The following is a 20,153-nucleotide window of genomic DNA, read 5'->3' on the forward strand; positions in this document are numbered from 1 at the left end:
AAAGGATTATGTCGGAACTGAAATGCACACACAGCTGCTCGGACTGCAGCAGACTCGGCTGCCGTTCGGCCAGCGAGGAGCAGTACCCGCCGTTCTGCCTGACGACGAACGTAGATAAGGCACTGCTCGAGGAAACACTTGAAATCTACCGCAACGACCCGGAACAGGGTCTGATTGCCCGCACCTCCGCGTGCATTGAAGGCGAGTTTTACGGCCGCCTGACCCGTGTCGAGGAAACCATCGAGTTCATCAAGCGCATGGGTTATAAAAAGATCGGCATCGCGTCCTGTGTCGGTCTGATGCGGGAGGCTTCTATCTTCGCCCGTATTCTCAAGGCAAAGGGCATCGAATATTTCACGGTCGGCTGCAAGGTCGGTGCACAGGACAAGACCGAGATCGGCGTACCGAACGAGAAAAAGCTCAACGGCGGCTACGGCCACGAATCCATGTGCAACCCGATCATGCAGGCCAAGACGCTTGCCTCGCACGGCTGTGATTTCAACATCGTGATCGGTCTGTGCGTCGGACATGATACCCTGTTTCTGCGCCACAGCAAGGTTCCGACAACGGTTATGATCGTCAAGGACCGGGTACTGCAGCACAATCCGGTGGCGGCACTGTACGGCGCACAGTCCATGTATTCGCGGTTTAAGGATTTGGGATTGTAAATTCGGTAAACCGGCTGCAATCTGTCACGATCCGGACTGCATCCCCGTGTTTTTACTCTTTGGGCTTCATCGTCATCTCTCTTTCGCCGTTTTGAATGATTGCAAAAATCCTCCTGCCTTCTTTCTGAAGACAGGAGGATTTTTCAGCTTAACCTGTAGCATCGGGCATAGCCAAGGCGTCTCATCTGGTTTTCTCTTTGCCGAGCGTTGAATACAGCACACCGAACACGATAAGCACCGCACCGGCAATAAAGCCGACCGTCATGTGCTCGTTCAGCAGCAGGACACCGAGCACCATCGAGGTGAGCGGCTGAATCGGGTAAAACAGAGAACAGGTGCTCGCCTCTGCACGGGAGAGACAGTAATTCCACAGCGAATGCGGAATGGTCGTGCAGAAAATCGCCACATAAAACAGCACAAGGATGTACTTCGCGTGCAGGAAGTCCATCTCCGGGTGGGTGATGATCTCGCGGAGCATCAGCGGCAGCGTACCGATAGCGGCAACGTAAATACCGTAGGTCGTGACGGTCAGCGCGTCATACTTCTGCGAGAACGAGCGCATGAACACGCTCAACGCACTCCACGTCAGCACCGAACCGAGTGAAAGCGCTATGCCGAGGATATGACCGCCGCCGGCGTCTCCGCCGACAATGCAGACCGCACCGGCAACCGCGCTGACAATGCAGACGACCTTCTTCATCGTCATGCGCTCATGCAGCAGCAGCACCGCAAAGAAGCAGATGGCGATCGGGTTCATGCAGTTGATGAGCGATGCCAGCGATGCTCCCGCCAGCTTGGTGCCGTACTGCTGCAGACCGATGGACAGCACATAGCCGCCCAGACCGAACATGATAACATATTTCCAGTCACCGCCCTTGATCCTGCGCGGCTTGCCGTTCGGGTCGGGCTTACGCAGGCGCTGCAGGATGGTCATGGCGATGGCTGCGATGATGTAGCGCAGGCACAGAAGCGTGAACGGCTGAATCACATCGAGCAGCACCTTGCTTGCCGTGTACAGGCTGCCCCAGAAAATCGTGGTCAGCGCAAGCAACAGGCAGGTTGTTTTATCGTTCTTTTGTTGTTGCACAGTTTGTCAGCTCTCCTTTTGTGCATTATGCTTTTATTATAGCACTACTTTGGCAGATTGAACATAGGACAATATGATTTTTTAGTGATATTGCATTATGCTACTCCCGCACGTTCTCTTCACTCTGAATCAACCGCACGATATGAAAAAAAGAGGACCCAAAGGTCCTCTTTCACCCAGTTTAGTAAACGTACTCGAACTCGAACTCTCCGATCACGACCGGAGCGCCCTCCTCGATGCCCATTTCCTCCAGCTTGGCGTAAATGCCTGCAGACTGGAGCATACGATCCATATACTGGCGGGATTCATAGTCGTCGATGTTGACCGAGCCCATAATCTTGTCCACCCATGCACCGGTGACAACGTATGCGTCGCCGTCGCGCTCGATGGTCCAGTCGTTCTCGGTTGCGGCCTTCTCCTCGACCTCGACGAACTCCGGCTCGTAGATGAATACCGGCGGCAGCTGCTGCAGCTCGTGCCACGTCAGGTTCATCAGCTCCTTGACGCCCTGATTGGTCGCCGCGGACAGCTCCGCAAACAGGAAGCCGTGCTCCTCTGCGTACTTGCGGATCTTCTCAACCGACTCGCGGTCATCGCCCAGCAGGTCGGTCTTGTTGGCAACAATGATCTGCGGACGTGCTGCCAGAAATTCGCTGTAGCCGGCAAGCTCTGCGTTGATCTTCTCAATGTCGTCGATCGGGTCGCGGCCCTCGCTGCCTGCCGCGTCAACCAGATGCAGCAGCAGACGACAGCGGTCAATGTGGCGCAGGAAGTCGTGGCCCAGACCGGCACCCTCGCTCGCGCCCTCGATAATGCCCGGAATGTCGGCCATGACGAAGTTCTGCTCCTCACCAACCGAAACCACGCCGAGGTTGGGCACCAGAGTCGTGAAGTGGTAGTTTGCAATCTTCGGGCGCGCCGCCGAGACCATGCTCAGCAGCGTGGACTTGCCGACATTCGGGAAGCCGACCAGGCCGACATCGGCCAGCAGCTTCAGTTCGAGGATAATATCGCGCTCGACACCCGGCAGACCCGGCTTGGCAAAACGCGGCGCCTGACGCGTCGGCGTTGCAAAATGCGTGTTGCCCCAGCCGCCGTTGCCGCCCTTGGCTGCTACAAACGGCTCGCTGTCGGACATATCCTTCATGACCTGACCGGTTTTCTGGTCACGGATGATCGTGCCGCGCGGTACACGAATGATCAGATCCGCACCATCCTTGCCCTTGCAGCGCTTACCGCCGCCCGGCTCACCGGGAGCCGCGACATACTTTTTCTTGTAACGGAAATCGAGCAGCGTGGACAGATTGTCGTCCACCTTGAAGATGACCGAGCCGCCGCGGCCGCCGTCGCCGCCGTCCGGACCGCCGGCCGCCACATACTTTTCGCGGTGGAAACCAACCTTGCCGTCACCGCCCTTGCCGGATACGATCTTGATTTTTGCAATATCAATAAACATGGTAGTCCTCCTTTCTTCTCAAAGGTGTAATATCTATCTAAAATCAACAAAATCCCAGACGAAGTCTGGGACAATAAAATACCAGTTTGCTTGCAAACTGCAACCACATGGCAGATTTTCCGGACGGAAAATCGAGCCATTGGCTCGCCGCAGCGAATTGCGCCTCCGGCGCAATCATTTAATCGCGGCACTCCGTGCCGCAACAAAACGTCCAGCTTTGCCGGATGTTTTGTTACCCCGACCCAGCCGCATTGTGCGGCGCCGTTGGGGTATCAAATTTCGGTTTCGCAAGGAACCGGAATTTGAATATAGGGGGCTTTTGAAGCCCCCTATACTGCAATCGCTATAATTACTGCGGGTAAACGGAAACCTGCTTGCGGTCCTTACCCAGACGCTCGAAGCGAACAACGCCCTCAACCTTTGCGAACAGGGTGTCGTCCTTACCGCGGCCAACATTCACACCCGGGTGGATCTTGGTGCCGCGCTGGCGAACCAGGATGTTGCCTGCCGGTACGGTCTGACCGTCTGCACGCTTTACACCCAGTCGCTTGGACTCGGAATCACGACCGTTCTTGGTCGAACCAACGCCCTTTTTATGAGCGAAAAACTGTAAGCTAATCTTCAGCATCTGCTTGCACCTCCATTACGTTCAAGAAATCAGAATAATTTTGTTCCAGTTCGGAAAAATGCAGCTTCAGAGCACAAAGTGCATCCTGCCCGCGTTCTACATCGCCTTTCGGCAACGTAAAGCGGATATGCGCTCCGTCATCCTCGATGAGAGTATCGACCGGAATATGCTGTACATCATACAGCAGCGCATGCGTCAGCATAACCGCACTGGAGATCGCTGCGCAAACGATGTCTTCCCCTTCCTCCGCATAGCCTGCGTGGCCGAGAATATCCACCGCGAGGATTTTATCCTCCTGCAGCGAAAAAGTGACTTTGGTCACGGTCTTACGCCTTGATGGACGCGATGGTCACCTTGGTGTACGGCTGACGATGACCCTGACGACGGCGATAACCCTTCTTCGGCTTCATCTTGAAGATGTTGATCTTCTTGCCCTTGCCGGTCTTCTCAACCGTGCCGGTTACAACCGCGCCGGAAACGTACGGAGCGCCTACGGTGATGGAATCACCCTCGCCTACTACCAGAACCTCGTCAAAGGATACGGTAGCACCGTCCTCTACGCCGAGCTTCTCAACGTAGATTACGTCGCCCTCGGATACCTTGTACTGCTTGCCGCCAGTTTTCAGAATGGCATACATGTGTTTTCCCTCTCTTTCGTTGTAGAGTCACGCTTGGCACGGCGGTGCATCGTTTGATACACACTTACAAAAGCCTATGCACAATGCGGCTTTTAATAGCATAGCACAAGAGGCACGAACTGTCAAGTCCATGCCTCTGATTTTTTTAATTTTCCCGCAGATTATGCGTTTGCATCCGCAGATGCGGAAGAAGCGCTGCTGTCAGACGAATTGTCGGACGCACTGCTGTCGCTCGAACTGTCAGAGCTGCTATCCGAGCTGCTGCTATCGCTCGAATTGCTGCCGGAAGCCGTGGTATTGCTGCTGTTATTGAAGAACGAAGCAACAAAGTCATAGAAGCCGGACGGAATCGTGCTCGTCGAGCCGGTTGCGCTGCGGTCGGTGCTGACAAAGCCGGTGTCACCCTCTGCAAGACCGATCACGCGGTCGGTGAACAGCACATAGTACTGGCAGATCGGTGCATCGCCGGTGGAGGCGGCATAGCCGGAAGCGTCATCGCGGTACTCGCCCAGCTTGTCCTGCAGATAGCCCTTCGGAACGCTGATGTAGCGAAGCTGCGAGCCGGTGCTCTGTACTACATAAACGCCGTCGTTCAGCATCGGGATCAGATCCACGATGCTGTTGGTCTCTGCGGTCTTAGCCGCAGGAAGCGTTGCGGTGATGCTGCTCTGCAGGGTCTGATTCTCCTGCGTCAGCGCACCAATCTGTGCGGACAGATTGTCCTTATCCTTATTCAGTGTTTCGATCTGCGAGTTCAGGTCCGCAATTTTACTGCCGCGGGACTTGAACAGTCCGCCGAAGATGATCGTCAGCAAAAGCAGTACCAGCACGGCAATGCAGAGCACCATGCGGTAGTTCAGCTTAACCGATGCTCTGCGCATCGGCTTGCCTTTGCCCATGCGCATGCCGGAACGCACCGGACGTGCCGACTGACGTCTGCCTGTGCGTGCGGGACGCTCACTGCGGTCGAGGCTGCTCGAGCGCTCACTGCGGTCCGAGGCACTTTCGAACCGGCTGAAGTCCGGCTCAAAGCGGTCGAATCTGTCGAAGCGGTCGTTCTGATCGTTCTGATCCATCATTAATTCTCCTGCCTTTCAGCTGCGCTTACTTGGACGGATTTTCGATGACCTGAACCTCACCGTTGGAGTGGCCGACGATCATGCGCTTGCACATGTTGAGGAACAGACCATGCTCCAGCACGCCGAGCATACCGGTCAGCTTGGAGTAAACGTCCTGAATGTCAAAGCCTGCGCCGAGGTGCAGATCCGCGATAAAGTTGCCGTTATCGGTAACGAAGGTCTTGCCGTCGCGTACACGCAGAACCGGATTCCAGCCGTAAGCTGCCATGCGCTCCATCGCCTGCTTGGAGCCGTACTGTGCGATCTCAACCGGCAGATGGAAAGCGCCGATCTTATCTACCAGCTTGGACTCGTCCATGATCCAGATAACTTCCTTCGCCATGGATGCAACGACCTTCTCGCGGTACAGCGCACCGCCGCCGCCCTTGATGGCGTTGAACTGCGGGTCGATCTCATCTACGCCGTCGATTGCCAGATCAACGTGATCCAGCTCGTCGATGGTCAGCAGCGGAATGCCCAGTTCACGAGCCTGCGCCTCGGTAGCCTTGGAGGTCGGGATCGCCTGAATCTTCAGGCCGTTCTTTACCATCTCGCCTACTGCATTTACCATGTGGTACGCAGTGGAACCGGTGCCCAGACCAACAACCATGCCGTCCTTTACATACTCTGCCGCCTTATCGCCGGCAAGCTTCTTCATATCCATTGTATTCGTCCTCCCCTGACGTGATAAACCGTATGTTGCGGTTAACTCATTAGCTTTATTATAGAATGAATCCGGACAAAGGTCAATCTTTTCTAATTTACAAAATAAAAACAATCCCGCCGAAATTTGGTGGGATTGCAAAAGCAGTCGATTTCTGTTATACTTGTCGTTAAGAAAGGTGCTGCCGCGCCTGCGGTAGGCGGTTAAGTCTTGCCCCTGTAAAGGGGGTGGTTTTATGGAATATCTCGTAATTCGTGTAGTGATACTTGTACTTATTGAGCGTATTTTAGGACCAAAGAAGAAATAACCGCCTCTCACTCCCAATGATTGCGGTTATTTCTTCCGTTTTCTTTAGGTGCTGACCGTCTACCGGCAGCACCTTTCGTTATCTTTAGTATACCCGCCCGCACCCGGATTGTCAACCCGGATACGGACGTTTTTTATTTACCGGATGCCGTTCTGCAGCTTTGCCGCCTTGAGCGTATTCTTCATCAGCATGGTGATGGTCATCGGACCGGCACCGCCCGGAACCGGCGTCATGTAAGAGGCCTTTTCCATAACCTCCGGTGCCGCATCGCCGCAAACCTTGCCCTCGGCGTTGCGGTTGATGCCAACGTCAATCACCACTGCGCCCTCCTTGACCATATCCGGCGTAATAAAGCCTGCCTTGCCGACAGCGGCTACCAGAATATCCGCACGACGGCACACCTCTGCGAGATCCTGCGTGCGGCTGTGGCAAATGGTAACCGTGCCGTGACGGTGCAGCAGCAGCATGCTCATCGGCTTGCCGACGATATTCGAGCGGCCGACTACGACGCACTCCTTGCCCTTCGGGTCGATCTTGTACTCGTCGAGCAGTTCCATGACACCCGCGGGCGTGCACGGCACGAAATCAAAATTGCCGACCATGATCTTGCCGACATTGACCGGATGGAACGCGTCCACGTCCTTCTTCGGGTCAATGGCGTCGATGACCGCCTGCTCGGAAATATGCTTCGGCACCGGCATCTGGCACAGGATGCCCGAAATTGCCGGACTTTCGTTGAGCTGCGCGATCAGACCAAGCAGCTCCTCCTGTGTGGTCTCCTCGGGAAGCGCGTACTTCTCGCTGTAAAAGCCGCACTGCTCGCAGGCGCGCTCCTTATTGCGGACGTAAATCTCGCTCGCCGGATCGTTGCCGACGATAATAACCGCCAGACCCGGCGTTACGCCCTGCTTTTTCAGCGCCTCGGTCTCTGCCAGAATGCTGCCGCGCACCTTCGCAGACAGTGCCTTGCCGTCCATTCTTACTGCACTCATGTTGTCGTTCTCCTTTATCGTGAAATGTTATTCGCCTTTTTTCTCGTCCGCCTTGTCCTGCTCCGGCGCATAGAACGCCTTTTCAACCTTGATGCGGTTATACTGCCGTACCAGCACAACAATCGCCGCAATGCAGCTTATGCCGGCTAGCAGCTGCGATACGCGCACCGGGCCGAGATACAGGCTGTCCGTCCGCAGGCCCTCGATCCACGCACGGCCCAAACCGTACCACGCTACATACAGCAGCGCCATTTCGCCCTTGAACCTGCGCTTCTTCGAATAGAAATGCAGCACAAGGAAACCGACAAAGTTCCACAGCGACTCATACAGGAAGGTCGGATGCACCGGAGAGGCGCCGTCAATGCTCATGCCCCACGGCAGAGAGGTTGCACCGCCATGTGCCTCACCGTTGACAAAGTTGCCCCATCTTCCGATGCACTGACCGATCAGCAGACCGAACGCCGCCAGATCGCACAGGCTGGCAAACGACAGTTTCCTCATTCTGCTGTACACCGCCAGTACAATCACAACACCGATGACCGCACCGTAAATCGCAATGCCGCCCTTCCAGATGGCGATGATCTCATTCGGATGCTGGCTGTAGTAGCCCCATTCAAACGCCACATAGTAAATGCGGGCGCTGATGATGCCGACCGGCACACAGATGATCAGGCAGTCCATCAGATTGTCCGACGTAACGCCGAACTCCTGCGTCCGCCGATTGACATACAGCGCCGCCAGCACAAAGCCCAGACAGATAATAATGCCATACCAGTAAATATCCTTGCCGAACAGATTGACAGCGACACGGTTGATGTCAAGGTTCAGGCCGAGCGCCGGAAATGAAATTGTGTGTTCCATGATCTTTCTTCTTTCTATCGTTACTTCGGCTCTACCACCGACATGGTCGAGCGGTTCGGCTGTGCCCAGCGGCGGAACATTTCCTGCACATCCTCCGCATGAATGGTGTCAAACAGCCCGGCAAAATCCAGATAATGCTCGCCCGCAAAAACAGACGCGATCTCCTGCCGTGCATATAGATCGGGCACATCCAGCATACGCAAACGCATGCCGTACAGTGCGTTCTTCATGCGGCGGAACAGCTTCGGCTCGATGCCCTCCTGCGCCAGCCGTGCAGTCTCCCGCTCGAGCGCTTCGCGCACAGCCGCAGGATCTCGGCTCTCGCCGCCGAGGATCGCGCATGCGCCATCCGGAATAAGCGAGTAATCCACATCAAAATCGCGTCCGAGCAGCCGCTTTTCGTACAGCTTTGCATACAGCGGAGAGGTATCGCCGCACAGAATACGCACCGCCAGATCACCGATCAGACTGCGGCGCAGGCGGCTTTCGCCTGCCGGAACCGGTACGTCCTTAAAGCCGACCATACACTGCGGCAGCGACACCTGCATTTTGCGCGTCACAACCGGCTGATGGACTTCCGCGCGGCGCTCGCCGTAATGACGCTGACCGATCTCCGGTGCGTCCTGCGGTGAAATCTCCTCTGCCATGCGGCATACCTGCTCAAAGTCCGCTGTGCCGCACACCACGAGCGCCATGTTCTTCGGACTGTAAAACGCACGGTGACAGGTGTACAGCAGCTCCGGTGTAATATGCGAAATGCTCTCCTCGCTGCCCGGAATGGACACGCGCACCGGATGATTGCGGTACAGGCCCTCATACGCGCCGACGAACACCTCCCAATTGGGTGTGTCCTCTACCATGCGGATCTCCTGATTGATAATGCCGCGTTCCTTCTCCACGTTTTCATCCGTGAAGTACGGCGTGAACACGAATTTAAGCAGAATCTCCAGATTCTCCTCAAACCGGTCGGTGCAGGAAAAGTGATACGCCGTCATGGTGTGGCTTGTGAAGGCGTTCGGACTTGCACCGGTGCGGGCGAATTTCTGCAGTGCATTGCCGTCCTCATCCTCGAACATCTTATGCTCAAGGAAGTGCGCAACGCCCGCCGGTGTGTCATACCGCTTGCCCTCAAAGGTGAACGATGCGTCCACCGAACCGAAATCGGTCGCCAGAATGGCGAAGGTCTTGCTGAAGCCCTCCTTGGGCAGATAGCAGATGCGCAGACCGTTTGCCAGCGTGCGGGTCTGCATACTCTCGTGCAGAGCGGAATCATTCTTTGTCATTTTGCCGCTCCCTTCATAAAGAATACCGTGTCAAGCGCTGTGCCCTGTGCCGCGGCAATGACCTGCTCGCGCGTGATGTCGGCCACCTGCTCGATGCGCGCCTCGGGCGATACAAGCGTGCCTGCGGCCGCCTGTCCCATCCAGTAGCGCTCGAGTGTAAGCGGGTCGTCGAGCATAGTGCGCCAGCCGTTGACCAGCGTTTTGCGTGCGCTTTCGAGTTCTGCGTCCGTAATTTCGCCTGCACGGCACAAATCCAACTGGTGCAGGATTTCATCGCGTGCGACCTCGAAATTTCTGTTCTCGATGCCGGAGCCCACGATCATCAGTCCCTTAGATGCTACAAACTGTGCGCTTGCATAGTAGCACAGCGACTTTTTCTCTCGCACGTTGAGGAACAGCTTCGCGCTTGTCGAGCCGCCGTAGATGGTCTGGAACATCCAGTACGCCGCCGGTTCTCCGCCGGTCAGTGATGCACCGCCGGTGCGGAAGCCGAGTGACAGCTTGCCCTGGGTTACCTCGGCATCCTCAACGACCTCACGAACGTCACCAACAGGCCGCGCCTGCACGACCGTGTGCGGCTGATACAGCGTGCCCTCGCGCGGCTGGGCCAGCGGCGTTGCCATGAAGCGCGCTTCCACCTCGTCCGGCATCATCGTACCGCAGTAGAACAGCTCCACCTGCGCCTCACTCAGCGCGCGGCGATAGGCCGCGTACAGCGTTTCCGATGTAATGCGCTCCGCCTGCTCGATCGTACCAAGCGCGGACTTGCCGTAGTCCTCGTTTTCGCACATGATCTCATTCAGCCGGCGCGGCGCCCACGAACGCGGATCATTTTTAAGGGCAGCAATGCGGTCGATCAGGTTGCCGCGCTCTCCCTCTGCATAGGCGGCGCAGAACAGGCCGTCCTGCAGATACGGGTTGTACAGCAGATCGCACAGCAGACCGATCACACCGGCGGTCAGGCCGTCGGCTCCCGGTGCATAAGCCTCATCAATACAGTCGGACAGAAAGCCGATGCACAGGTTCTCGCCCTCCTTGCGCACTGCAGCTTCAATACGCGCACCGTACAGCTCATCGAGCGCGGTGCCGAACGCCTGCATATCGTTCAGCCTGGCCGTGCCGCGGCGCAAAACCTGCGGCAGACACGCGCGCAGCGCGGCATCCTCGCCGCCGAGCGGCAGCACCAGCATCGCACGCAGCACTGCCCGCTTAAACTTCGGTGTGGTCACGCAGGTGAGATTGATTCCCGCACCCAGCGTTTTTCGGGTCACTTGTTGCATAATTTCCCTCGATTCCGGAAAAGTTTGTCTAACGGGTTATATTATACCGTATATGTGGGAGTAACGCAAACGTAGTTTATGTGAAGTTGCGGTGGTTTAACCGCAACGCAGGCTATTCCGGCACCGACCCGCTGGGATGCACGAACCGCGCAGGCGGTTCGCCCTATCCGGGCGGCATTTCTCAGCACCGGCTGAGTGGGGTACTCGAACCGCGCAAGCGTGTTCGTCCCTTTCCGGGCGGAGAGTTTTCCGCTGAACCTCAGCGGGGGATTCGCCGTCTGCGGACGGCGGGAACGTGCCGCGCCCCGCGCTCCGCAGAGCGCAACTCCTCGCTTGATTTCAAGTGAAAAACCTCCCGCCCAGACAGGGCGTATTGCTGACGAAACTCGTGCCCCCGAAAAGCCAGTGGTTTCTAAAGGCAAAAAGAAAAACCACTCACTTTCGTGAGTGGTTTTCGTGGTGGAAGTTAACGGGCTCGAACCGCTGACCCTCTGCTTGTAAGGCAGATGCTCTCCCAGCTGAGCTAAACTTCCAAGTGGTGACCCGTGGGGGAATCGAACCCCCGTTACCGCCGTGAAAGGGCGGTGTCTTGACCGCTTGACCAACGGGCCAAGGGAAAATGGTAGCGGTAATTGGACTTGAACCAATGACCTTCCGGGTATGAACCGGACGCTCTAGCCAACTAAGCTATACCGCCATATCCTTTTCCGTTGTTATCGCCCGCTCGCTGACGACTTGTTTAGTATAGTCCATAATCGAGTAAATGTCAACACCTTTTTTCAAATTTTTTTGAAAAAGTTTTGGAACCGATTTTTCCGCTATTTCCCGCCCTGTTGCAGACTGTCCAGAAGCTGCTCGTAGAACGCCTCATTCCAAGTATGCGTCTGCGCCAGCTCTTCTCCGGTGAGCATAAAATACTGATCGGATACATATTCGCCTCTGTCCGGAATCGGGTCGTCAAACGTGCAGTCGATGTAATATGTTGTGCCGCCCAGCCGCACAGCATTCCAGCCGTGGTTCATTTCCTCGGATGCGACATAGATGACCTGAATGCCTGCCGCCTTGCACAGCATCTCATACGCGCGACCGTAACCGGCACACACAGCCTTATGATCGAGCAGCGCGCCGTCTGCCGCGAAAGCGGGTGCCGAGCCGTCCGGAGCGTCCTCCTCTGCCGTATCCACATCGTACTCACACTGACGGATGAGGGTATCGTGCAGCGCACGCAGCTTCTCCTCGGCCGTCATGGTCTGCGAAACCGAGCCTGCCGCCAGAACCCTGGCGTACTCCCACGCCTGCTCCTGCCGCGCCTGCCGAGAAACCTCAGTGTTCAGCTCAATGGTCTTATTCGGCCGTGTTACCGCGTGCAGCGCGAATGCGTATGGATACTGCGCCTCCAGTGCCCTGTACACCTCGTCCGCGTCCACGTTGTCCTCGCGGAAGGCAACGCCGTTTCCGCCGTTCTCCGCGTCCTGCCGGAGCAGACCTGCCGCCTGATAGACATTATCCACCGGCTTCGCCTGCAGATACGGCAGCCAGAATGCACCGCCGCCAAGCAGAGTCATGGTCAGCAGAAAGCCGAAAAATCGTCTCATACGTCCCCTCCTTCGGGTATGACAAAGCGGGCGGCTGCGCCGCCCGCTGTCTAACCGTCAAAACGCACCGCGCTTCGACAAAAATGCAATTATCACATCAGCTTCACAGTGTAATATACCGCAGTGATGAACAGATATGCCGCTGCCGCACCCAGTGCGATCATGACATGACTTGCCGCAAGTACAACGACTGCCGTCAGCGCTACCATCACGATCGGCGTAATGGTGAGCATCAGGTACGCGTTCTTGCTGAACCGGGTGTCGATCTTGCTGCCGCGGAAGGTGAACTTGCCCTTCTTGCGGCGCAGAGAAGCCGTAACACCGATCTGGATCAGCGCCAGCACCGCGGTACCTGCTACCGCCACGGTGGACATCCACGTATGGTTAGCCGAAACCAGTGCACGGTGAATCACCAGCATCGCCGCAACACCCACACCGGTATCTACTGCAATCAGGAAAAATTCCGGCGCATAAGAATGATACACCAGATAATACACTGCCAAAACCGGCAGAACAACATACATCGCCTTGATCGGCATGGTGCCGTAGTAGTTGATCGCGGTCAGGAATACGATGGCAACGATGCTTGCAATCAGCATATTGCGTCCGCATACGATGCGGCGCACGCTGCTGCGCTTGCCTGCATGCTCCTGTCCCAGCATGATAATGCCGGCTGCTGCGCCGACAATGCCCACGCCGAGCAGCACCCGCGTTACCAGCACGCCGGTCTTCCAAGTGTTGCTGTAGCCCAGCAGACGCTCGAGGATCATCAGCACCAGCACGCCGAGCAGGCACACGCTGAATACCGCGAGTACCTTGTTGGTGGTATACTCTTCCTGAGAAATTGGCTTTTTACCCACATTGTTTTTTGCCAATGTTTAACACTCCCTTTATTTCTTCTCACATGTTGCCACCGGCATAGAGCACGGCCGCAAGCGCCGCAATCGGCGCAGTCTCACACCGCAGGATGCGTGTACCGAGCGAAACGCTCTGCAGTCCCGCGTCCACGGCTGCCTTTGCCTCAGCCGGATCGAAGCCGCCTTCCGGCCCGACCATCAGCGAAACCGTGTCCTTGACACCGCCTGCAAGCGCGTCGTGCAGACCGGTCCGCTTCTCGTTTTCGTAGAAAAACAGTGCCGTTTCACTTTGCGCCGCCTGCACGATCGCCTGAGCGACCGGTACAACGGCTGCCACCTCCGGCAGACGTCCTCTGCCGCACTGCTTTGCTGCCTCGGCAGCGATTTTACGCCAGCGTTCCACCTTCTTTTCGGTCTTATCCGGTCGGGAAACGCAATTCTTGGACAGATACGGCACGATACGGCTGACGCCGAGTTCTACCGCCTTCTGCACGATAAATTCCATTTTGTCGCCCTTAGGCAGCGCCATAAACAGCGTGATAGCCTGCTTCGGCTCGGTATCCGCCGCGTGGCAGCTTACGACCCGGCAGGTCACGGCTTCCTTCTCCACGGCTTCCACCGTGCAGTCAAAATCCATTCCGGCACCGTCACACAGGGTAACACCTTCGCCGACGCGCAGACGCAGAACACGTCCCGCATGATGCGCGTTTTCTCCGGTAAGGGTCAGCACGCCGTCCTGCGGCTGCTGATCGACAAAAAATCGAGGCATAATAATCAAATAACCTTTCCTATTTTAGCAAAAAAACAGCCGTTTGGCAAGTGAACATTCCGTGAATCCTGAAATAAATCACTTTTTCGCAGCAAAAGCGCTCCAGTCATCGCTCTTCTCGTGCGAAAGAATCGTAAATCCGCTCTTTTCCAGCGCCGTGCGCACCTCCTCGGCACGCTCGTTGAGGATGCCGGAGCAGATCAGCGTACCACCCTTGACCAGCTTATCCGCAAACATGGGCGACATGCCGATGATGACATCAGCCACGATGTTCGCCACGATCACGTCGTAGCCGCCGCCGATGTCCTCGGCAAGCTTCGGGTCGCGCAGCGCGTCGCCGCACAGACCCCTGCCGATCTCAACATGGTTCTTTTCCGCATTTTCGTGTGCAGTTTTCAGGCAGTTCTCGTCGATATCGACGATAGTCTGCACATCCGCACCGAGCATAGCCGCCGCAATGGCCAGAATACCCGAGCCGGTGCCCATATCGAGCAGCTTGTCACCCGGCTTTACCGCATCCTCGAGCGCCATCATGCACAGCTGGGTCGTGTCGTGGCTGCCGGTGCCGAAGGACGACGCCGGGTCGATTTCAAGGATACGGCGGCCCTGCGGGTCCTCAACCGTCTCCCACGAGGGCTTGATCATAAAGCCGCGTCCCACCGGGAACGGCTTGAAATACTGCTTCCAGCCCCACTCCCAGTCCTCCTGACGGGTCAGCGCGGTTTCGGTACACAGTCGGCCCCAGGCGTGCTCCTCATCGCGTGCCTTGAGGTTTTCCAGCGCGGCACGGATATCCGCGTACTGCTTTGCACCCTCGTCGCTGTCCGGCAGATAAATCTTCAGACAGGTTTCCTGCGCGCGCTTCTCGCGCACGAGATCCTCGTCTACATAGTCCCAGTATATTTCGGTGTCCTTGAGAAATTCTTCAAAATCCGCCGCATCCTCAAGCACATAGCCTTCTACACCGTTGTCCTCAAGCAGTGCCTCGACCGGACCGATGCCCTCGGTCGTCGTGTAGATCGTAACTTCTCTCCAGTCCATAGGTTCCACCCTGCCTTTCCTATCCAGATAACCGCGCTCCGCGCGGTATTCAATAACAATTTGCTTGCATAATTGCAACTACAAGACCGGTTTTCGTCCAGAAAACCGAGTCTTTGGTCCCGCAGCGCGACCAAGAAGTCGCGCAAGGATAGCGGCCGCCCGCAGGCGACTGCCGCTCTGCGGCAGCATTCAATCCGCGGCGCATTGCGCCGCAACAAAACCCGCGACATGTGCGTGGGTTTTGTTTCCCCGCCCCAGTGCCCCTGGGGCACGTCATTCGGGTATCGAAAGGCGGTTTCTCCGGAACCGTCTTTCGTATATAGGGGACTTTTGAAGTCCCCTATAAGCGGATCATGCCGTATTTCGTCTCAAAGTACGAAATGACCGCGTCTTCCTGCTCCCATGTGCCGTCATACAGCGCAAGTCCCGGAAAAACCCGCAGACCCTGCTCCAGCAGGTCGGCAGATTCCGCGCACAGGCACAGCGGACGCGAGATCATATAGCGGGATTCCTCCAGTGTGACAACATCCTCTTCGGTTTCGAGCAGCAGCTTGAACGCACCCGAATCATCCTCGGCTTCGATGAGATCCTCATCCAGATGCGGACCGCACTCGATCTCATCTGAAATGTCGATGGTCGGAGCGATAAAATGCGCGTGCTTGCCATCCGGCGCACAGATAAAATCATCGTGATCGCGCGGCAGCGTTTTGCACGCCACCTGATTGCCGTGCAGCGCTGCGACGAATGCTTCCGTAATGTCGGGCACAATGACCTCAGTGTTGTACAGTGTGGTTTGAGACAGCCAGTCCGCGTGCATGCACACGCCGAGCGACAGCCGCGCATACGGTGCCGCGATTTCGAGCGCCTGCGTCAGCGATTCGGGATCGTGTGCGCTGATCAGCACAGTCGTAACGCCAATGCGCTGCAGCACACCGATAGCCGCCCGCACATCCGTGCCGTCCGGCAGATGGCCTTCATCGTCCTCCACATTCAGCTCCGCAATTACCGTTCGGCCGCACAGATCGCCCAGAGCCAGCACAGCGGCACGCAGTGCCGGAAACGTCGGCGCGCCATGCAGATAATAGAACGCCGCATCGTCGTGCAGCAGCGGACGAAAGGCATCCTTGCACTGCTCAATATAGTGCATGGTGATCGGGCGTTCGCAGTGCTCCGCATCGGGTTCGGGCGGGCACGCGAGCGCCAGGCCGACCGGCAGCGGTGCCAGTTCTTCAGACCATGCATCACACAATTCGGCATTCGGTGCAAGCGCGCCTGCAAACCGCTCAGGCGCAGTATGATACAGCGGAATTGCCGCCGGATCGTTCAGCAAAAGCTGCGGTTTATGCTCGGATTGACATAAAGGAATATCCAAGGTTGTTCTTCCTCCTAAGAAGATGAAAAATATTCATATTTCAGTTGATAAAGTTTACTTTTTCGTCCAGCTGCCGTCACTCTTAACGATATACTTCTGCGGTTTTGCCGCCGCCAGTCTGCACATTTCAAGTGCGCTCTGCAGCTGATCGTCCACCAGATAGGTCTGGCCGTTCAGCGCAGTAACCGCTTCGTCCAGTGCACTCAGCATCTCCGGAGACGCATACAGCGCCGCAGGCAGATCGTAAGCCGCCCGGAAGGACGCTACCGCGTCCGCTACGTCGCCGTCATACCTGCCGGTTGCTTCGGTGAGCAGCCCCAGCAGCGACAGGCGCTCGGTCATGGCGTAAACCGCGTCCGAGCTGTCGCCAAAACGCAGGGTTGTGCTCGTATCGAGCGGTTTCAGGTCCTTGGTATTGACCGTAACCTTGCGGTTTTCCAGCTGGATATCCGGCGTCAGGCCGACGCCTTCCCAGCAGCCCTGCTTGGGCAGCTCGAGTTCCAGCGTGGTGATGACCAGCTTGTCGCCGTTTACCAGATCAATGTGGAACTGACCCTGTCCCTTGCCGTAGGTCTTGCTGCCGATGAGTGTCGCCGAGCCGGTGTCCTGCAGGCTGCCTGCCAGCAGCTCCGCCGCGGAAGCCGTGCCGCCGTCCACCAGAACGACAATCTTGCCCAGCGGCAGCGCATTGCCGGTCGAATAGGTCTGCTCCAGGCCGCCCATATCGTCGCGGTAGCGGACGCCGGCAAGCTCTGCATCCTTGACCGGTGTCATAGCATTCGCCATTTTGAGCGCCGCGTCGATCAGGCCGCCGCCGTTGCCGCGCAGGTCGAGAATGACCGCACGGGTGTTCTTGGACGGCAGGCTGTCCCAAATCTCCGAAAACGCCGACCAGTCGTTCTGCGAGCCGATGGCGCTGACCTTGATGTACTCCACACCGTCCGCCATCGTCTTGTTGGAAACGTACACGCGGTTGACCTGACGGCGCTCACAGGTAACGGTAATGTCCCGTCCGTAGCGGCGCACGGTCAGCTTGACCGACGTGCCTTCCTCGCCGCGCAGCTTAGACGCTACATCGGCATTTTTCAGCTTGGTTGCGTCCTCACCGTTGATTTTCACGATAAGATCGCCAATCTGCAGACCGGCTTCCTCCGCCGCTGAATAGCGCATGACCTCAGCGATCTGTACGCCGTTTTCTGTCTCCTGCAGGCCGACACCGATGCCGACAAAGCCCTCAAGCGTCGAAAATCCCTGCGAATACTCCTCGCTCGACAGATACATGGAATGCGTATCGAGCAGCGAGAGAATGTCGTTGAGCACGTCATACATCTCATCCGGATGCTTTTCCAGATATTTATTGATATAGTTCTGCAGAACGTACGGATCATGTTCTGCCTTGAGGCCGAAAGCATCAATGAGCGCCCAAACGCCGTCAAACCACGTTTCGCTCTGTCCGTCCTGCGTGATCGCACCGGCGGAGGCGGTCATCATTGCCGCCGTCATCGCCAGTGCCGCTATTCTTTTCGCTAATTTTTTCATGTGGTTCTCCTCCGCGCTCAGCGCGGCAAAAAATCCGTTTTGCTTGCAAAACGTAACCGCATGGCAGGTTTTTTACCGAAAAACCGAGCCATTGGTCCCGTCCGCAGACGGCCGCCGTTACACGGCGGCTTTCAATCAGCGGCGCATGCGCCGCAACAAAACCCGCGACATGTGCGTGGGTTTTGTTACCCCGACCCAGCGCTCTTGGAGCGCGTCATTCGGGTATCGAAGTATGGTTTCTCCAGAACCATACTTCGTATATAGGGGACTTTTGAAGTCCCCTATACGTTGTCACATCGACTCCGGTGCGTCTACGCCGATGAGTTTCAGCACGTTCTCAATGGTCTGCTTTGCTGCCAGGCACAGGGTCAGACGCGCATCACGGACAGTCGGCTCGGCATCCTTGATGCGGCAGGCATTGTAGAAATGATGGAACTGCTGCGCCAGTGCAACGGCGTATTTGTTGAGGCGCGACGGATCGCGGCTGACAGCGGACTGCACGATCTCCTCGGGCAGCAGAGCAACCTGCTTGATGAGCTGACGCTCATCTGCGCCGGTCAGCACGTACAGGTCGGTCTTGCCGGTATCCGGCAGCGCAATGCCGCTCTCCTGTGCGTTCCTGAGCACGGAGCAGATACGCGCGTGCGCGTACTGCACATAGTACAGCGGGTTGTCGGAATCCTGCTTGATAGCAAGGTCAAGGTCGAACTCCATCTGGGTCTCCGCCGCGCGGGAATTGAAGAAGAAACGCGCTGCATCTACCGGAATCTCGTCGAGCAGGTCGGTCAGGGTCAGGCTCTTGCCGGTACGCTTGGACATGCGGACAACCTCGCCGCCCTGCATCATGCGGACAAGCTGCATGAGCACGATCTCCAGACGGTGCGAGCCGTCCAGTCCGAGTGCATCCAGAGCGCACTGCAGACGCTTTACATGACCGTGATGGTCAGCGCCCCAGATGTTGATAACACGGTCGAATCCGCGCTTTTCAAACTTATTGCGATGGTAGGCAATATCCGCCGCAAAGTAGGTATAAAAACCGTTTGCACGGCGCAGAACGTCGTCCTTGTCGCAGCCGAAGTCGGTCGAACGGAGCCACAGTGCGCCGTCCTCGGTCTCGTAGGTTGCGCCCTTGGCGGTCAGCATATCAATGGTCTCCTTAACGTAACCGCTCTCGTGCAGAGTGGACTCGCGGAACCATACGTCGTAGTTGATCTTGTAACGCTTGAGGTCGCGCTCCATGCGGGCAATGTTGGTCGGCAGGCCGTAACCCTCGATAACGGCGAAGCGCTCCTCCGGGGTCTTTTCGAGCAGGCTGTCACCGTACTGCTCTACCAGATCATGCGCCAGCGCCTTAATGTCGTCGCCCTGATACCAGGAAGCGTCAAACTCGATGGCGTCCTCGCCGCGGATCTCCTGGATATAGCGGCCCTCAACAGAGTGCGCGAACTTGTCTACCTGATTGCCTGCATCGTTGATGTAGAACTCACGGGTAACGTCGTTGCCGGACCAGTCCAGAACCGAGGACAGGCAGTCGCCCAGAACACCGCCGCGCGCGTTGCCCATGTGCATCGGGCCGGTCGGGTTGGCGGAAACGAACTCTACCATGACCTTTTCCGGCTTTTTGCTCTCGGTACGGCCGTAATTCTCGCCCATGGCGAATACGCCGCGGACAGCCTGCTCGTACCAGCCCTGATTCAGCGTGAAATTCATAAAGCCGGGGCCTGCAATGGTCACGGTGTCAAAGCAGCTGCCCTCGAGGTCGAGGTTGGCTACGATGCTCTCCGCGATCTTGCGCGGCGCCATGTGCAGCGGCTTTGCACACTGCATGGCAAAGGTGGATGCCCAGTCGCCGTTGGAAGAATCCTTCGGGGTCTCTACTGCAACCGGAGGAATGGTGCCCTCAGGCAGCTCGCCTGCGGCTACAGCCTTGCGGTACGCCGCTTCTACAACGCGGGTTGCTTCGGCGCGTGCGATTTCGTATGCGTTCATGTGTACACT

The 20,153-nt window shown here is 57.0% G+C and carries 20 protein-coding genes and 3 tRNA genes; 2 read left to right on the plus strand and 21 right to left on the minus strand.

The window, feature by feature from the left end; genetic code table 11:
- Positions 1 to 8 precede the first annotated feature (8 nt).
- Positions 9 to 668, plus strand: coding sequence for a DUF1847 domain-containing protein (locus tag PGS25_RS11575; protein ID WP_270418792.1), 660 nt, complete (start codon positions 9 to 11; stop codon positions 666 to 668).
- A gap of 181 nt (positions 669 to 849) precedes the next feature.
- Here the strand turns inward: PGS25_RS11575 and PGS25_RS11580 are convergent, their stop codons facing one another.
- The 11 genes from PGS25_RS11580 to yfmF form a co-directional block, all read right to left on the minus strand.
- Positions 850 to 1,755 (minus strand): DMT family transporter, encoded by a 906-nt coding sequence (locus tag PGS25_RS11580; RefSeq protein WP_118361037.1) that lies wholly within the window; start codon positions 1,753 to 1,755, stop codon positions 850 to 852.
- A gap of 181 nt (positions 1,756 to 1,936) precedes the next feature.
- Positions 1,937 to 3,211 carry a GTPase ObgE gene (gene obgE, locus PGS25_RS11585; RefSeq protein WP_270418793.1) on the minus strand — a complete coding sequence of 425 codons (1,275 nt, stop codon included), beginning with the start codon at positions 3,209 to 3,211 and terminating at the stop codon, positions 1,937 to 1,939.
- 349 nt (positions 3,212 to 3,560) lie between these two features.
- Positions 3,561 to 3,839 (minus strand): 50S ribosomal protein L27, encoded by a 279-nt coding sequence (gene rpmA, locus PGS25_RS11590; RefSeq protein WP_110436006.1) that lies wholly within the window; start codon positions 3,837 to 3,839, stop codon positions 3,561 to 3,563.
- The gene (locus PGS25_RS11595; RefSeq protein ID WP_110436005.1) at positions 3,826 to 4,161 is read right to left on the minus strand and encodes a ribosomal-processing cysteine protease Prp; all 336 of its coding nucleotides are present in this window, start codon (positions 4,159 to 4,161) and stop codon (positions 3,826 to 3,828) included. The genes rpmA and PGS25_RS11595 overlap by 14 nt, the downstream gene beginning before the upstream one ends.
- Before the next feature lie 4 nt (positions 4,162 to 4,165).
- The gene (rplU, locus tag PGS25_RS11600; protein ID WP_117489775.1) at positions 4,166 to 4,477 is read right to left on the minus strand and encodes a 50S ribosomal protein L21; all 312 of its coding nucleotides are present in this window, start codon (positions 4,475 to 4,477) and stop codon (positions 4,166 to 4,168) included.
- Positions 4,478 to 4,638: 161 nt separating this feature from the next.
- Positions 4,639 to 5,553, minus strand: a complete 915-nt coding sequence (locus PGS25_RS11605; protein WP_270418795.1) for a hypothetical protein — start codon at positions 5,551 to 5,553, stop codon at positions 4,639 to 4,641.
- A 28-nt stretch (positions 5,554 to 5,581) separates the two neighbouring features.
- Entirely contained in the window at positions 5,582 to 6,259 is a 678-nt protein-coding gene (gene rpiA / locus PGS25_RS11610; RefSeq protein ID WP_110436003.1) for a ribose-5-phosphate isomerase RpiA, read from the minus strand.
- Between the two features lie 444 nt (positions 6,260 to 6,703).
- Positions 6,704 to 7,558, minus strand: coding sequence for a bifunctional methylenetetrahydrofolate dehydrogenase/methenyltetrahydrofolate cyclohydrolase FolD (gene folD, locus PGS25_RS11615; RefSeq protein ID WP_270418797.1), 855 nt, complete (start codon positions 7,556 to 7,558; stop codon positions 6,704 to 6,706).
- Between the two features lie 27 nt (positions 7,559 to 7,585).
- On the minus strand, positions 7,586 to 8,419 hold the full coding sequence (gene lgt, locus PGS25_RS11620) for a prolipoprotein diacylglyceryl transferase (protein WP_270418798.1): 834 nt from the start codon (positions 8,417 to 8,419) through the stop codon (positions 7,586 to 7,588).
- A gap of 20 nt (positions 8,420 to 8,439) precedes the next feature.
- Entirely contained in the window at positions 8,440 to 9,702 is a 1,263-nt protein-coding gene (gene yfmH, locus PGS25_RS11625) for an EF-P 5-aminopentanol modification-associated protein YfmH (RefSeq protein ID WP_270418799.1), read from the minus strand.
- Positions 9,699 to 10,982, minus strand: coding sequence for an EF-P 5-aminopentanol modification-associated protein YfmF (yfmF, locus tag PGS25_RS11630; protein WP_270418800.1), 1,284 nt, complete (start codon positions 10,980 to 10,982; stop codon positions 9,699 to 9,701). The genes yfmH and yfmF overlap by 4 nt, the downstream gene beginning before the upstream one ends.
- A gap of 80 nt (positions 10,983 to 11,062) precedes the next feature.
- On the opposite strand from yfmF, the gene PGS25_RS11635 reads away from it, so the two are divergent.
- Complete coding sequence (locus PGS25_RS11635) at positions 11,063 to 11,329, plus strand: hypothetical protein (RefSeq protein ID WP_270418801.1); 267 nt, start codon at positions 11,063 to 11,065, stop codon at positions 11,327 to 11,329.
- Positions 11,330 to 11,439: 110 nt separating this feature from the next.
- Here PGS25_RS11635 and PGS25_RS11640 read toward each other — a convergent pair.
- The 10 genes from PGS25_RS11640 to argS form a co-directional block, all read right to left on the minus strand.
- Positions 11,440 to 11,515: transfer RNA gene (locus tag PGS25_RS11640), tRNA-Val, on the minus strand.
- A 3-nt stretch (positions 11,516 to 11,518) separates the two neighbouring features.
- A tRNA-Glu gene (locus PGS25_RS11645) sits at positions 11,519 to 11,593 on the minus strand.
- 9 nt (positions 11,594 to 11,602) lie between these two features.
- Positions 11,603 to 11,679: transfer RNA gene (locus PGS25_RS11650), tRNA-Met, on the minus strand.
- A gap of 121 nt (positions 11,680 to 11,800) precedes the next feature.
- Positions 11,801 to 12,577 carry a transglutaminase domain-containing protein gene (locus PGS25_RS11655; protein WP_270418802.1) on the minus strand — a complete coding sequence of 259 codons (777 nt, stop codon included), beginning with the start codon at positions 12,575 to 12,577 and terminating at the stop codon, positions 11,801 to 11,803.
- A 92-nt stretch (positions 12,578 to 12,669) separates the two neighbouring features.
- On the minus strand, positions 12,670 to 13,452 hold the full coding sequence (locus PGS25_RS11660) for a hypothetical protein (RefSeq protein ID WP_270385183.1): 783 nt from the start codon (positions 13,450 to 13,452) through the stop codon (positions 12,670 to 12,672).
- 25 nt (positions 13,453 to 13,477) lie between these two features.
- The gene (locus PGS25_RS11665) at positions 13,478 to 14,203 is read right to left on the minus strand and encodes a 16S rRNA (uracil(1498)-N(3))-methyltransferase (RefSeq protein ID WP_117489875.1); all 726 of its coding nucleotides are present in this window, start codon (positions 14,201 to 14,203) and stop codon (positions 13,478 to 13,480) included.
- Positions 14,204 to 14,281: 78 nt separating this feature from the next.
- On the minus strand, positions 14,282 to 15,244 hold the full coding sequence (gene prmA / locus PGS25_RS11670) for a 50S ribosomal protein L11 methyltransferase (protein WP_270418803.1): 963 nt from the start codon (positions 15,242 to 15,244) through the stop codon (positions 14,282 to 14,284).
- A 340-nt stretch (positions 15,245 to 15,584) separates the two neighbouring features.
- Positions 15,585 to 16,616, minus strand: coding sequence for a hypothetical protein (locus PGS25_RS11675; protein ID WP_270418805.1), 1,032 nt, complete (start codon positions 16,614 to 16,616; stop codon positions 15,585 to 15,587).
- Positions 16,617 to 16,670: 54 nt separating this feature from the next.
- Complete coding sequence (locus PGS25_RS11680; protein ID WP_270418807.1) at positions 16,671 to 18,155, minus strand: S41 family peptidase; 1,485 nt, start codon at positions 18,153 to 18,155, stop codon at positions 16,671 to 16,673.
- Between the two features lie 291 nt (positions 18,156 to 18,446).
- The gene (gene argS / locus PGS25_RS11685; protein WP_270418809.1) at positions 18,447 to 20,144 is read right to left on the minus strand and encodes an arginine--tRNA ligase; all 1,698 of its coding nucleotides are present in this window, start codon (positions 20,142 to 20,144) and stop codon (positions 18,447 to 18,449) included.
- Between the last annotated feature and the right edge of the window lie 9 nt (positions 20,145 to 20,153).

The sequence above is a fragment of the Butyricicoccus sp. AM78-15b2TA genome (assembly GCF_027665985.1).
Lineage (GTDB): Bacteria > Bacillota > Clostridia > Oscillospirales > Butyricicoccaceae > Agathobaculum > Agathobaculum butyriciproducens.